13 protein-coding genes are annotated in these 13,753 nt (G+C 44.1%); 4 read left to right on the top strand and 9 right to left on the bottom strand.

The window, feature by feature from the left end; genetic code table 11:
* Together HLI_RS15275 and HLI_RS15270 are read right to left on the bottom strand one after the other, a co-directional pair.
* The gene (locus HLI_RS15275; RefSeq protein WP_128525779.1) at positions 1 to 657 is read right to left on the bottom strand and encodes a DUF5819 family protein; all 657 of its coding nucleotides are present in this window, start codon (positions 655 to 657) and stop codon (positions 1 to 3) included.
* Positions 658 to 743: 86 nt separating this feature from the next.
* Positions 744 to 1,082: a hypothetical protein gene (locus HLI_RS15270; RefSeq protein WP_128525778.1), complete on the bottom strand. Its 339-nt coding sequence runs from the start codon at positions 1,080 to 1,082 to the stop codon at positions 744 to 746.
* Positions 1,083 to 1,316: 234 nt separating this feature from the next.
* Between HLI_RS15270 and HLI_RS15265 the strand changes: the two genes are divergently transcribed.
* The 3 genes from HLI_RS15265 to HLI_RS15255 all read left to right on the top strand — a co-directional run bounded on the left by HLI_RS15265 (position 1,317) and on the right by HLI_RS15255 (position 5,563).
* Positions 1,317 to 2,576 (top strand): helix-turn-helix domain-containing protein, encoded by a 1,260-nt coding sequence (locus HLI_RS15265; RefSeq protein WP_128525777.1) that lies wholly within the window; start codon positions 1,317 to 1,319, stop codon positions 2,574 to 2,576.
* 33 nt (positions 2,577 to 2,609) lie between these two features.
* Positions 2,610 to 2,798, top strand: a complete 189-nt coding sequence (locus HLI_RS15260) for a hypothetical protein (RefSeq protein ID WP_128525776.1) — start codon at positions 2,610 to 2,612, stop codon at positions 2,796 to 2,798.
* A gap of 434 nt (positions 2,799 to 3,232) precedes the next feature.
* Entirely contained in the window at positions 3,233 to 5,563 is a 2,331-nt protein-coding gene (locus HLI_RS15255) for an immune inhibitor A domain-containing protein (protein ID WP_128526912.1), read from the top strand.
* 110 nt (positions 5,564 to 5,673) lie between these two features.
* On the opposite strand, the gene HLI_RS15250 is transcribed toward HLI_RS15255, so the two are convergent.
* From HLI_RS15250 to HLI_RS15225, 6 genes are all read right to left on the bottom strand, one after another.
* Positions 5,674 to 6,891 carry a M20 family metallopeptidase gene (locus HLI_RS15250; protein ID WP_128525775.1) on the bottom strand — a complete coding sequence of 406 codons (1,218 nt, stop codon included), beginning with the start codon at positions 6,889 to 6,891 and terminating at the stop codon, positions 5,674 to 5,676.
* A gap of 3 nt (positions 6,892 to 6,894) precedes the next feature.
* Positions 6,895 to 8,367, bottom strand: a complete 1,473-nt coding sequence (gene panF / locus HLI_RS15245; protein WP_128525774.1) for a sodium/pantothenate symporter — start codon at positions 8,365 to 8,367, stop codon at positions 6,895 to 6,897.
* On the bottom strand, positions 8,364 to 8,651 hold the full coding sequence (locus tag HLI_RS15240) for a YhdT family protein (RefSeq protein ID WP_128525773.1): 288 nt from the start codon (positions 8,649 to 8,651) through the stop codon (positions 8,364 to 8,366). The genes panF and HLI_RS15240 overlap by 4 nt, the downstream gene beginning before the upstream one ends.
* A gap of 118 nt (positions 8,652 to 8,769) precedes the next feature.
* Positions 8,770 to 10,206: an aldehyde dehydrogenase family protein gene (locus tag HLI_RS15235; protein WP_128525772.1), complete on the bottom strand. Its 1,437-nt coding sequence runs from the start codon at positions 10,204 to 10,206 to the stop codon at positions 8,770 to 8,772.
* A gap of 23 nt (positions 10,207 to 10,229) precedes the next feature.
* Complete coding sequence (locus HLI_RS15230) at positions 10,230 to 10,985, bottom strand: SDR family NAD(P)-dependent oxidoreductase (RefSeq protein WP_128525771.1); 756 nt, start codon at positions 10,983 to 10,985, stop codon at positions 10,230 to 10,232.
* A gap of 9 nt (positions 10,986 to 10,994) precedes the next feature.
* The gene (locus tag HLI_RS15225; RefSeq protein ID WP_128525770.1) at positions 10,995 to 12,062 is read right to left on the bottom strand and encodes a tartrate dehydrogenase; all 1,068 of its coding nucleotides are present in this window, start codon (positions 12,060 to 12,062) and stop codon (positions 10,995 to 10,997) included.
* 479 nt (positions 12,063 to 12,541) lie between these two features.
* On the opposite strand from HLI_RS15225, the gene HLI_RS15220 reads away from it, so the two are divergent.
* Positions 12,542 to 13,240 carry a FadR/GntR family transcriptional regulator gene (locus tag HLI_RS15220; protein ID WP_128525769.1) on the top strand — a complete coding sequence of 233 codons (699 nt, stop codon included), beginning with the start codon at positions 12,542 to 12,544 and terminating at the stop codon, positions 13,238 to 13,240.
* 231 nt (positions 13,241 to 13,471) lie between these two features.
* Here the strand turns inward: HLI_RS15220 and HLI_RS21740 are convergent, their stop codons facing one another.
* Positions 13,472 to 13,648: a hypothetical protein gene (locus tag HLI_RS21740; protein ID WP_164908581.1), complete on the bottom strand. Its 177-nt coding sequence runs from the start codon at positions 13,646 to 13,648 to the stop codon at positions 13,472 to 13,474.
* Positions 13,649 to 13,753: the final 105 nt, after the last annotated feature.

Genomic DNA, 13,753 nt, shown 5'->3' with positions numbered 1-13,753 from the left:
TCAATCAAAGACAGGTGAAACTGCCACATAATCCTTCCACTCAAACTCGTGGAGATTGACTTCCCGTTCGTACTCATCATTATCATTTTCTGAGAAAGGCTTAGCTTTTGTTTCCTGCATAATGATTTGTGTTTTTTCTATATCCTGGTTTGGATAGACACTTCTCACATACGATTGTGCATACCGATTTAATGCTTCTAAAGCATATTCATCTTGTTTCTTCGTGCGCTCATTCTCAAGCATGTGTTCATAATCTTCCCGGTTTAAATTCTTTTCTTCAATTGTTTCTGTTATTTTCAGAGTCACTTCATCGGTCTGGTACAGGGAAGTAAACGCTCCTCTTTGAATTCTTACTAAGCGATTGTAAGGGGTGAATCGATTGGCCTGATTTTTCTCGATCATAAATGTCGTTAAATCGAGCCAGTCTGTCGTTTCTCCATCTGCGAACTGAGCACGGACGAGAAACTTATTATTCGTGGAAGCAGGGTTGGGAGCAAACAGCCGCCAGTTTTGGGAAAATACCGGTTCCATATAGCCATTGATGGCAAAATTATATTTCGCTTTGACAGGGTTAAAAGGAGTTAAGTATAGAACAGTAAAAATTAAATGTCCGAAAAATAGAAAAAGAGATAAGATGATCAAAACTTTTTTCAACATAATGTCACCTCTCCATAAGCAACTCACCTGCCCCTGAAGCAGAGGGCAGTGAATTGCGTTGTTAGTGATAATCTAAGTATGAATAATTATTGGTCGAAAACGACCTTCACATCTTCGTAATCTTCATGGGACGTCTTGACAGAGCTGCCGCCTAATTGGTCTTTAGCCCAATCATAAGCATCCGCTCCAGCTTTAGCTGTTACCCCGGCGACAAAAGCACCACCTGCAACTGCTGCCCCTTTAAGCGCATAAGCTCCAACTACAGCTGGAATCGCTTCAGGAGTTGCATCGTCTGCTGTCACATTTTCAATCTCTATCTTAGACTGCGAATCGATATCATCTGTACTCGCCAAAGCCGAAGTGGCGGTCGTCCCTCCCATAAATAATCCCAACGCCAAACTACCAGCAATCAATTGTTTTTTCATTATTGTTCTCCTCCTTCATTGATATCCCTATGTCCCAAATTATCAAACAGCAGAAGTATATACGTCCCATTAATCCCCCCTCTCAAATTGTCTTAATTTTTTCACATTTATTTCTAAATCAATGGTATCATTGAATTGTTCAAAGCTGTATTTCGCATGTCCGTGAACTTATTTGACGATTTGTACTTTCATTTTTCAAACTTTGCGCAATATGAATCAAGGAAGTGATCGAATATGGAAATGGGAAAAGTGTTGAGGTACTATCGAGTAAAAAATGGCATGAGCCAGGAAGAAGTATCCGAATCCATTGTTTCACCTTCTTATTTATCAAGAATCGAAAACAATAAAACAACTGTTGAAAAAGAGACCCTTGTGTTGCTGCTTCAAAGAGTCGGCATCGATTATGAAGAAATACAATCAGATGAAGGAAAAATTGAAAAACTCCTCCATCAATGGGAAGAGCCTCTCTTAGATAATAGAAAAGATGAATGTGAACGCATTTATAAAGAACTACAACCTATGATACACCCCATTACAAATACACAACTCCAGGCCGAATATCATATAAAGAAAGTTCGAGCAGCAATAATTTTGAATACATACGATGATTTGGATCATTCCCTAAGATTCATGAACGATTTCTACGATACGTTATCATCAAGAAACCGCTTCTTTTACTACAAACATCTAGGGAACTATTATTGGATCACCAATAATGCAGAGAAAGCTAAAAAATACTTCGAAAAGGGGTTAGCCGAGTATTCTTCCATCCATCTAAGTGAACTAGAACAGGCCGACCTGTATTTCCTCTATGCTTTGTCCTTATATGTCGGTCGAAAAGAAACAGTCAGCTTTTCATATGCGCAGTCCGCTCTCACTGTCTTTCAAAACAATTATAAACCCCGGCAGTGTTTAAAAATTCACATCCACATCGGGATTTGCTTTAGCAATATCGGTGATGTACATTTCGCCCTGTCTAACTTTGAAAAAGCCAAAACATTAGCAGAAGAAATTGATGATATGGATCATCTTGGTGTCATTTACCATAATATGGCCACAATGCATTTACGAAAAAGGGAAATATCCCTTTCCATCACCTACTTAATGAAAGCTATGAAGTATAAAAATCAAACAAGTCTCAGTTATTTTAAATCGTTGGTGTTGCTACTGTTTGTGTATAGTCAGGAAAAGAAAACCGGAGAATGCCTCAAAGAACTCAATGCTCACCTACATTTCGCTGATAAATTACCCCAAGACAATAATCTGACGAAAGAGTTTTGGTTCTTCTATTACTTCCTTAAAGCAGATGAAAAGGAATGGGAGGAATATGTCAAAAAAGTGTTTCTGCCATCTTTAAAAAAACATCGAAAAATCCAAGAAATGGAAAGGTATTCGAGATTTTTAGGAGAATACTATGAAGCAAAGGGGGGATATAAAAAAGCTGCGTCCTATTACAAATTAGCGCTGGATTGCAATCAAGTTGTGGACTATTAACAAATGCTATTATTCTTTAAGGGGGATTATTAAATGAAAAAATTTATAATTATAACCGGTTTCGTTTTTGTATTATTGGGAAGTTCTGCTTCCGTGGTCGCCGCTGATGCTGTGAACAACAATAGTAATAATGGAAAAGGAAATAGCGAAGTTGCGCAACAAGATCATCCCGAACCACCTGCAGTCAACCCACACGGTGATGAACTACCTTTCAGTAATTAATACTTATGTCGTCTCTCTTCAGGCGGCCAAACATGGAATTTATTCATAAAACAATAGAACCATATCCTTATAGCTTGAACTGCACTCTTAAAAATGGATTGTTTGATAGAAAGAGCAGGCTTTTAATAGGTGGCCCCGGTTTTTAACTGGGGTCATTTTTTTAAGGTTCTCAAAATTAAAGTCACATCCAGCACACTGATTGTCATGAATTCTCACTAAAAAATTTGCCGAAATTTGAGGATTCGTCATACATTCCGGGTAATATCCTAGGATTTTTTCCTTATTTTTCTTAATTTTCAGTACATTATATTGCTTATTTCTCCCTATTTGGTAAATTAGAAAATGTAGGATAAATAAGTATAAAATAGGAAGGGGTAATTTTATTGAAGAAGACGTCAAAAATTGTAACATCAGCTCTAGCATTAGCTTTAGCTATGGGACCCATGAGCGTAAGTGCATTCGACACACCAACGACCGGACATGAGCATGTACATAAATCGCATACCCAAAGCGGGATGCCTTTCGATGCAGCCATTGCCAATGATGAACGCTTAATTGAGATGTTGAAGAAAAGCGGCAAGATTTCAAAAGACGCAACACCCGCGGAAGCTGAAAAAGGCCTGAAAAAGTTTTTGAAATCCAAATCAACTTCAGCAGAAAAAGCGACAAGCCACTTTGATGATGAAGAAAAAGAAACAAAGAAAAAACTGCAAGAAGCGATGGACAATAACAGTTTGACCAATGGAAAAGGAAACAAGTTAGGAAAAGCGGGTAGTCCTGATGGCGTTGAAGAAGAAGCTTATAATGGAGAAATGCGGACAGATAAAGTCCTTGTCCTTTTAGTTGATTACCCAGATAAAGCTCACAATTCCCTCTCACCTGAGGAGACAGATATGTATTATGAAGGGGAAGATGCATACTCCCGCGAGCACTATCAGGACATGCTATTCGGAAATGGCGGCTGGACAGGCCCTGACGGAAAAAACTATGTATCTATGAAACAATATTATGAACAGCAATCGGGAGGCAGTTATTCCGTAGAGGGCGAAGTTGCTGGTTGGTACACAGCCAGTCAACCTGCAGCTGCTTACGGAGGAAATTACCCGACGGAAGACGGCAGTGACGTCAATCCTCGAGGACTTGTCAAAGAAGCTCTGGAGTTAGCTGCAGCTGATCCATCTGTCGACATTTCTGATTATGATCAATGGGATCGCTACGACCTGGACGGCGATGGGAACTATCTGGAAGCAGATGGCCTGGTCGATCACTTGATGGTCATCCACTCTGGTGTCGGCGAGGAAGCTGGCGGAGGCTCGCTTGGCTCTGATGCTATTTGGTCTCACCGCTGGAATCTAAGTGGCGTTACACCAATCACAGGCACGGAAGCATCCGTTGATTATTGGGGTGGATCTATGGCTGCTTATGATTATACGATTGAACCTGAAGATGGAGCCGTCGGTGTCATGGCCCACGAATTTGGACATGATCTTGGACTGCCAGATGAGTATGATACACAGTACACAGGTGAAGGCGAACCGGTCAGCTACTGGTCCATTATGTCAAGCGGAAGCTGGGCTGGAGATATTCCAGGGACGATGCCTACAGGATTCAGTCCTTACGCGAAAGAAATGCTGCAAGCCTCTGCAGTCGTAGACAGTGAGGGTACCGAAGGAAACTGGTTATCCGGTACAGAAATCAGTGTTGAAGACGTCAATAAGAAAGGCATGGAATTCCTTTTAGATGAAGCGAACACAAAAGGGACGAACAATGATGTCGTCAAAGTCAATCTGCCGCAAAAAGAAACGGTCATCAACGAACCGGTCAGCGGTGAATATGAGTACTTCTCCGGCAGCGCAGATAATTTAAACAATGTCTTAACAACAACTGTAGATCTGACAGACGCTGAAAGTGCTGCCTTCAACTTCAAAACATGGTATGACATTGAAGCAGACTGGGATTATGCTTATGTAACTGTAAACGGTGATACGATAGCGAGCGACATCACAACGAATACGGACCCTAATGGTTCAAACCTTGGGCATGGCATTACAGGGGACTCTGACGGTTGGATTGATGCCTCCTTCGACCTGTCTGCATATGCTGGCCAAGAGGTGGAAGTGGCTATCGAATATGTGACAGATGCCGCTGTATCGAACCCTGGCCTCTATGCTGATGACCTTTCTATCGTCGTCGACGGGGAAGAAGTTCTCTTTGATGATGCAGAAGGTGACGCGAAGTTTGGCCTTGACGGTTTCACGAAAAATGACGGCATAAAACGTTCCGACCACTATTATTTGCTGGAATGGCGCAGTCACAATGGTGTCGATGAAGGATTAGCGAACATCCGCCGTGGCGAAAGTCTGATGACATTCGATGATGGACTTGTCGTCTGGTACGTCGATAATCAATACTCCGAAAACTGGACTGGTGTTCACCCTGGGGATGGATTTTTAGGTGTCGTGGATGCAGACCAGCGCACGAACAAATGGAGTGACGGAAGTCTTGGTGCTACTCGTTTCCAAGTCCATGATGCTGCATTCAGCTTGGATAAGTCTGAAAAAATGTATTTAGACTACAGAGATCTTCTTGGTGTAACAATGAAAGATAATTACACGAAGCGTGCACCTCTTTTTGATGATAGTGCAGACTACTCGAACAAAGGCCTTGTTGATGCAGGACGTAATGTTCCTGAATATGGACTGAAGTTCCGTGTATCTGGACAAAGTGAAGATGGTACTGTCGGTCAGGTACTGATTTTCAAATAACTTTTGCTTGAAATTAATTTAATGACAAGAAAGCATCCCAAAGGATTTCCCTTGGGATGCTTTTTTTGTTTGTAATACAGAGGAACTGTTAGGTTGACTTCACTTCCCCCTCAACTTCGTAAAAAATTCAAAGCCGCCTGCCGGTATATTTCCGTCGTTTCTGCCAATTCATCAATGTCGACATATTCATCAATCTGATGAGGGACTTCCCGATCCCCTGCACCTGTAGTAATGATCGGTACACCAGCCACATGTAAGAAGGTGCCGTCCGTCGCACCTGGGACGCCGTTATAGATAGGTTCCTTTTTCAAGACCTTCCGGACGGCTTCTGCTACGGCTGTCACGACCGGTTCTTCTTTTTCCGTCGACGTCCAGGGACGGTCTTCAATTACCTTGTAATCGGCTTTGAAATCCGTGTCATCTTCAGCAAGTCTATCAAAAATTCGCTGGATTTCCTCTTTTAATATATCATGATCCTGCCCTGGGACGGTACGGATATCCAGTGTCGTCATACATTGTTCTGGAATGACATTGACTTGCGCATCTCCTTTGGCAGGTGCTTGCAGGATAGTCGGGGTGATGCTTGGCCAGCCAAGGGTTGGATGCTTTCCTAGTCGCTCTTGCTCCCTTTTTTCCAGTTTTTCTAATTCGACGATGATTTTCGCCATCCGCCAGTTCGGGTTGATGCCGCTCCACGAAATGGCTCCGTGCGCCATTTTTCCATAGGCGGTCAATGCGATCCTCATCGCTCCTCGTTGGGAAATGCAGACTTGATTCTCCTCAGGCTCGCAAATGATAGCGCCATCTACACCTTCTGCCCATCCTTGTTCGATGAAGTGTTTGATTCCGATCATCATGCCCTCTTCGTCACATGGAATACATAAAATGATTTTCCCGGTCCATTCTTCTTTATCTTCAAGCAAGGATTGGACCGCCGTAATCATACAGGATAGGTTCCCTTTCGTATCATTGGTTCCACGGCCGTACATTCGGCCCCCTACAATTTCAGCACCGAAAGGATCATATTTCCACGAGTCACGGTCCCCTTCTGTCACCACATCTGTGTGCCCTTCAAATAAAAGCGTTCGTCCTGGCTTTCCAGAGTCGACTATGCCTATGACATTCGGGCGTCCCGGCTCAACCTCTTCCACGTGAACTTCGATGCCGAGTTTTTTCAAGTGGGCAGCAACGTACAGGGCAGCTTTTTCCTCATTCCCTCCTTCAACTCCTGGTCTATATACACTCGGTATACGGACGAGGTCTTGCGTTAAAGAGAGAACACGTTCTTTGTCTCGTGATTTTCTCGTTTCTATATGAGTATTGGGCATATCTTAAACACTCCTTTCAATTTGATCATGAAAAACGGATTGGTTTTGAATGAGTGACTTTGTCAGCAAACTGACGGTTACAAAGGCGACAAAGGACAGCAGAATAGGGACGACGACGTTATGCATGCCAAACAAATTCGGGAAAAACTGATCGACGATGATATAAGAAGCAATCCCGACAACCATCGATGCCAAAGCGCCATACTTATTTCCACCATCCCAGTAAAGTCCAAGGACAACTGGCCAGATGAATGTCGCTTCAAGGCCACCGAAGGCGAACAGATTCAGCCAAATGAGTAAATCAGGCGGACTCAATGCCATGAGGAAAACGAGAATCCCAAGCACAGCAGTAACCCCGAAGCTCATTCGCTTCACACGTGTATGCGAAGCATCCGGCTTGATATAATTCAAATACACATCCTTGACAACAGCAGAACTGACAAGCAGTAACAAAGAATCCACTGTGGACATGATCGCTGCCATTGGTGCAGCTAGAACGATACCAGCAAGCCAGGCCGGCAATACCTCCTGGGCGATCAACGGCATGACCTTGTCTCCGACTTCGATCCCAGGAAGGATCGGACGTGCGAAAACACCGATCAAGTGCATGTTCAACATGATGAACCCTACGACAATCGTGCCGATAATGAGGGCCCTGTGCATAGCACGAGAATTCTTATAAGCCATGGCACGAACCGTCACTTGTGGTAAACCGACAACGGCGACGCCGACAAGGATCCAGAAGGAAGATACGTAAGTCGGACTCAGTCCCCCATCCGCTCCATAAGGGGTTACGAGATTCGGATTTTCAGCAGTAAGGTCTGCCATGATATTTCCGATTCCGCCTCCAGCAACGATGGTGGCGATTAACAAAATAAGCGTACCACCGAACATGACGACCCCCTGCACGGTATCCGTCAGGGCTACGGCCTTGAAACCTCCGATAATGACATAGACGAGGACAGATACAGCAAAAATAAACAATGCTGTCGTATAATTGAGACCAGTGAGAGACTCAATCAGCCGTGCACCGCCGACCCACTGGGCTGCCATCGCAGAAAAAAGGAAGACGATGATACTGAATGCGGCTGTCAATACGACCCACTTACTTTGATAACGCCCTTTCAAATAGTCGATGAGCGTCACCGCTTTGTACCGACGTGCCATGATCGCAAACTTTTTACCGAGGATCATTAAGACAAAATAACCGGTAGCTACTTGAGACATCGACAGAAGCACCCATCCGAATCCTTCTGTGTATGCGACTCCCGGACCGCCGATGAAGCTGCTTGCACTTCCATATGTCGCGATCATCGTCATAGCGAGGATAAAACCGCCGAGCTGACGGCCACCGAGAAAATATTCCTGCAGAAATGAGTCCCCGGTCGTATTTTTCATTGAGCGGCTCGACCAAAAACCGATGGCAAAGATGAGAAGAAGAAAAATGAAGAGTGATATGACTACAGGTGTATTCATGTCTGCTCACCTTCTTCTTTATCAAACGGTACCTCTACAAACCAAAATTTGACGACAATGATGACGAGTACAGCCATGACGATGAATCCAAGCACACAGCTGTAAAAGAACCAGGCTGGCAAACCGAAAACATACGAGTAATTTTCAGGGGTCCGACCGCCGAGACCGTAAGCAAAAGCGAACCACCAGACAAAATTGAAAACGGCTAAAGCGACACCTATCAATGCTTCACGGTTGGCGATTTTGAACCGTTCATCTGGTTTTTTCTTCCTTTCTTTTTCCAACTCCCCATCTCCTTTTTACAACGTCAGCTCAAAGGGGATCTCCCTCTATTCCAACGCCTATTCAAATAAAAACTTCTACTGGAAGTTCTCCTCCAAAAAATGCTGAAGAAAACCCGCTTCACATTTTGACTGCAATGTTTTTCAGGATGGTGTAATTCCTTAAGGCTTCGAGCCCTTTCTCTCTGCCGAATCCACTCTTCTTATATCCCCCGAATGGCATCTGAATCCCGCCACCAGCTCCGTAGTTGTTGATGAACACTTGTCCGGCTCTGATTTTTTTCGCTAGACGGTGACCACGGCCGATATTCTCTGTCCACACTCCTGTCACTAACCCGTATGGGGTAGCATTCGCAAGTTGGATCGCTTCTTGTTCATCTTTGAAAGTGAAGACACTGAGAACGGGTCCGAATATTTCTTCCTGGGCCACTTCACTTTTCACATCAAGCCCATCGATGAGTGTCGGTGCGAGGAAATAACCATTTTCATACCCTTCCACATGAGCTCGTTCACCACCAGCCAGAAACGATGCGTTTTCCTTACGGGCGATGTTCAAAAATGTTTCGATCTTCTCGAACTGCTTTTCGGACAACACTGGGCCGAGATCAGGATCTTGCTTGCCTGGTCCCAATTTCAATGAAAGCATACGGATCTTCACACGTTCGATGAAATCGTCTTTCACTTCTTCCTGGACGAGCAGCCGGGAGCCTGCTGAACATGTTTGTCCTGCATTCTGAATGACTGACTTCACGACCCAATCAGCCGCTTCATCCAACTTCGCATCAGAAAAGACGATGTTTGGTGACTTCCCTCCAAGCTCTAAAGTGACCGGGACGATATTCCGGGAGGCAGCTTCCATGACAAGTGTGCCAGTCTGAACCGAACCAGTGAAAGTAATATGATCGACTTCCGGGTGATGAATCAACGCAGCGCCCGCTTCATTTCCGTATCCTGTCACAACATTGAACACACCTTTGGGAAGAGATGTTTCCTCGAATAACTCAGCTAGTTTGAGTGCCGTCAATGGAGTATCTTCCGCCGGCTTCACGACAACCGTATTCCCTGTTGCAATGGCAGCTGCCGTACTCCTTGAGGCGATTTGAATCGGGTAGTTCCATGGGATAATATGAGCGGTCACACCGACCGGTTCTCTCACAGTATAATCCAAAATATTCGCCTGGACAGGAATGGTTTCACCAAAAATTTTGTCTGCCATGCCGGCATAATATTCAAAATAGCGAGCTGCTGCTTCGGCATCGCTTCTAGCCTGAGAAATCGGCTTTCCTGTATCCATCGTTTCAAGTTGGGCAATCTCTTCAGCAGATTCGCGAATCTTTGCAGCCATCTCATAAAGAATCCGGCCCCGTTCCTCTGGGGCAAAATCCTGCCATTCGTCCGACTCGAAGGTTTTTCTTGCTGTCATGATTGCATGATGAATTTCTTCTTTTCCTCCTCTTGGCACTTTAGCGGTCACCTGTTGAGTCGCTGGATCTTTGGTTGCGATCGTTTGCTTGCCTTCACTTTCAATCCATTCGCCTCCGACATACATACGCTTCATATTCTCACTCCTCTCTCCTATGTTCAAATGCCTCGGCCTCCGTCTACATTAAGGACACTCCCTGTTACCATCCGGGCACCGTCAGAACTCAAGTACAAGGCGGCTTCTGCGATGTCTTCAGGTGTCACTAATTCACCCAAAGGTACGCTTTTCTTGAATGTCTCTTCCTTCACCTTATCAACATCCCCGCCTTCAGGACTGAATTTGCCCAGCATACTAGTATCAGACGGTCCCGGATTAATCGCATTGACACGAATCTTGTATTCTGCTAATTCAATCGCCAGCGCCTTTGTAAAAGCGATCGCTCCCCCTTTGGATGCTACATAGGCATTCAGCCCCGGTCGAGGTCGTTCAGCAGCGATAGAGGCGACATTGGTGATCGAGCCCATCCCTTGTTTCTTCATCGTTTTCACGACCTCTTTGCTTACGAGAAATAAAGAAGTCGTATTGACAGCCATCAAACGGTTCCATTGGGAAAATTCCACCTCATCGATGGGCGTGGCAGACTGGGCTATTCCCAATGTATTTACCAGCGTTGTAATCTCCCCTAAGAAACCGGTCGCCTTTTCTACCGCTTCCTTTACTTGTTTTTCTTCTGTAAGGTCAGCAGAAACAGTTACAAACCGATCAGGGTAATCGTTCTCCCATTCTTCTAATTCATTGACATGCAAATCAATGGCAGCTACTTTCGCCCCTCCCTCTAAAAATCGTTTCGTAATGGCTTGTCCCATACCGCCGCTTGCTCCCGTGACTACAACCGCCTTATTTTGAAGATTCATAGTTTCCTCCTACATTTGTTGATGGATTTGTTTGACAATGGTATCTCCCGTTTCAAAAGTTCTGGCATTTCCTTTCAAGTCAGGTGTCAAAGTCGTGGCGGATGCCACCACCTGTTCAATGGCTTTCATGACTACTGCGGAAAGATCTTTTCTCCCTAAGTGTTCCAACATCAGAGCGGCTGACCAGATTTGAGCAATCGGATTGGCGGCTTGTTTTCCGGCAATATCCGGGGCCGATCCATGAACCGGTTCGAACATAGAAGGGAAATCGCCCTCCGGATTAAGGTTTGCCGATGGGGATAATCCCAGCCCTCCGACAAGAGCTGCGCCGAGATCTGATAGAATATCCCCGAATAGATTGGAGGCGACAATGACTTCAAATGACTCCGGGCGCTGGACGAAATGCGCAGCCAGCGCGTCAATATAGGCATCCTCGACTTCTATACCAGGGTATTCTGCAGCGATGGCTTTCACCGATTCATCCCATAAGCCCATGGAATGGATGATCGCATTGGATTTTGTGGCATTTACGACCTTTGTCACATCATTCCTCCGGGCATAATCAAACGCATAACGGGCCAGTCGCTGCACACCTTTTTTAGTGATCACCGTATTTTGGATCGCTATTTCCTCCGGCATCTGTTGATACAAACGCCCTCCCATGTTGGAATACTCGCCCTCCGCGTTTTCTCGGAAGACGTAGAAATCGATCGGGCCCTCCGTATGTAGTGGACTCTTCACACCAGGCAATTGCTTGATGGGACGCAGGTTCACATACTGGTTGAAATTTTTTCTGATCGGCATGATCAATTCCCATATCGGGATATGTTCAGGGATGCGCCGGTCGCCCAGGGCACCAAAGAAAATAGCATCAAAATTCTTCAAGGTGGTCAAACCGTCCTCCGGCATCATCCGTCCATGCTTTAAGTAATAATCTGAATTCCATTCAAAGGAAGTCATCTCCAGCTGGAAGGATGAATCAGCTTCAGCTAAAGCCTTCAGGACCTTTACTCCTTCAGCCATCACTTCCGGTCCGATTCCGTCTCCAGGTAAAACAGCTATGCGGTTTGTATTCAAACAAATCCTCCTCCTATTGTTGTTGGATGAATCACTAGCTTAAGAATGGTAAAAGGGCAACCATCCATAATGGGTGATTGTAGAACTATTTTTAAGTCCGTGGCAGCAAGAGCAAACAAGTGAACTCCCACAGGTGAAATCTTCCGACATTTGAAAATCTTATTTACAGGATGATGAAAAATGGACGCTAGTCATGGTGGAAAGATATATGATTCCCATCGGTATATCTTTTACAGGAGATGTTGGAAGGGGTGGATGGTTTACTCAAAAACTCATAATTGAGGAGCATGTAAAAAAACAGACTAAATATATTGCGGTAACAGATATGCTTCAGACAAATGTTTTTGCAATTTGTTCGTGCGTACATCATACGTATGATGTAATATATATAGTATATTATCTGAATTTTTGAATAATGTAAACGCATTTTTATGTAAAATTCTGATTTGTTAAAATATTTATAAGTGAGGATGATCATATTGGATATTTCATTCGACAGAATCCATCAAAATCAAACAAAAACCATGGGAATCGTGTCTTTGATTAAAGACTATTTAATAGAGGGAAAATTAAAACCTGGAGATAAACTGCCTACGGAAGTGGAATTGATCAAGCAATTAGGGGTAAGCCGGACGCCTGTCCGCGAAGCCATCAAAATACTGGAATCCATCGGTGTCATTCAAATCAAACGCGGTGAAGGGATGTTCATCACAGATAACTCCTCGAAACTGACCATGAATCCTCTTATTTTCAGTTTGATTATGCATAGCCATAACGTCGATAAGCTCATCGAATTCCGTCAGCACTTTGAAATGCTGTTGATGAATATGATAATTACCAAGAAAGAAAAAGATCTGAGTGAAATTGAAGCTGTGTACGAATCCCAAGTGGAACGCATGACTCCCGATTTGACCCCTGAGGAACTCGTGGACATCGATTTAGAATTCCATTACGCCATTCTGGAAGAAGCAGAAAATCCTTTCACGATAGAAATCGGACGTACCATCTATGAATTGATCCGTCCGAAGATGGTCCACTTCAAGGACCCGGAAGGCATCGGCCGGACGCTCGCTACCCATAAGGAACACTTGGAAATATTGAAAGGAGAGAAGTTATTCAATCCTGAGGAAGCTATTACGCGGATGATTAAGAATAATGAGGATATGATTAAGGAATGATAGAATCCGTCTCTCTATTATTAAATGGCTCTCACCGGTCGCTTGTCAGTGGATGCTTGCCGCGGGCACGGGCCTCACCACCGAACGTTCATCGCGGAATCAACGAGGCCTATCTGAAAAGAGTGATTTTCTTTGATTTATAAATGTCTCATCGAAATAAAGAAGCCGAGTCGAACGATAAAATCGTCCTGCTCGGCCTTTTCTTTGAGCATCCAAGTCACGTGTCATCATTCATCTTTTCTTTTTCATTCTTAGTTTCTCGAAAATATAGATTACTTGATTATAATGATAATTCAATTCATCCATCGACTTCGCTTCTTCCATCTTGCTCAAGTGCATATTGATTTTTTGAAACTCCTCTTTAAACTCATCTTTTCCTGACGGTCGAAAAGGAATCAGGTCCCCCATGTCATTCTCTCCTATTCAAACAGACATAATTTTACAATACGAAAGAAAAACAAAAACGTGTGGACCTCTTCCAAGTCAGAACTCTTCATTAAAATAATCTTTCCT

The organism is Halobacillus litoralis, from assembly GCF_004101865.1.
Lineage (GTDB): Bacteria > Bacillota > Bacilli > Bacillales > Halobacillaceae > Halobacillus > Halobacillus litoralis_A.
The sequence above is the reverse complement of the archived record's forward strand: the minus strand, read 5'-3'. Positions and strand labels throughout refer to the sequence as shown.

What these genes read in the sequence shown, in the direction of transcription:
- HLI_RS15275 (WP_128525779.1), bottom strand. Translation starts at nt 657, where the DNA reads ATGTTGAAAAAAGTTTTGATCATCTTATCTCTTTTTCTATTTTTCGGA.
- HLI_RS15270 (WP_128525778.1), bottom strand. Translation starts at nt 1,082, where the DNA reads ATGAAAAAACAATTGATTGCTGGTAGTTTGGCGTTGGGATTATTTATG.
- HLI_RS15265 (WP_128525777.1), top strand. Translation starts at nt 1,317, where the DNA reads ATGGAAATGGGAAAAGTGTTGAGGTACTATCGAGTAAAAAATGGCATG.
- HLI_RS15260 (WP_128525776.1), top strand. Translation starts at nt 2,610, where the DNA reads ATGAAAAAATTTATAATTATAACCGGTTTCGTTTTTGTATTATTGGGA.
- HLI_RS15255 (WP_128526912.1), top strand. Translation starts at nt 3,233, where the DNA reads ATGGGACCCATGAGCGTAAGTGCATTCGACACACCAACGACCGGACAT.
- HLI_RS15250 (WP_128525775.1), bottom strand. Translation starts at nt 6,891, where the DNA reads ATGCCCAATACTCATATAGAAACGAGAAAATCACGAGACAAAGAACGT.
- panF (WP_128525774.1), bottom strand. Translation starts at nt 8,367, where the DNA reads ATGAATACACCTGTAGTCATATCACTCTTCATTTTTCTTCTTCTCATC.
- HLI_RS15235 (WP_128525772.1), bottom strand. Translation starts at nt 10,206, where the DNA reads ATGAAGCGTATGTATGTCGGAGGCGAATGGATTGAAAGTGAAGGCAAG.
- HLI_RS15230 (WP_128525771.1), bottom strand. Translation starts at nt 10,985, where the DNA reads ATGAATCTTCAAAATAAGGCGGTTGTAGTCACGGGAGCAAGCGGCGGT.
- HLI_RS21740 (WP_164908581.1), bottom strand. Translation starts at nt 13,648, where the DNA reads ATGGGGGACCTGATTCCTTTTCGACCGTCAGGAAAAGATGAGTTTAAA.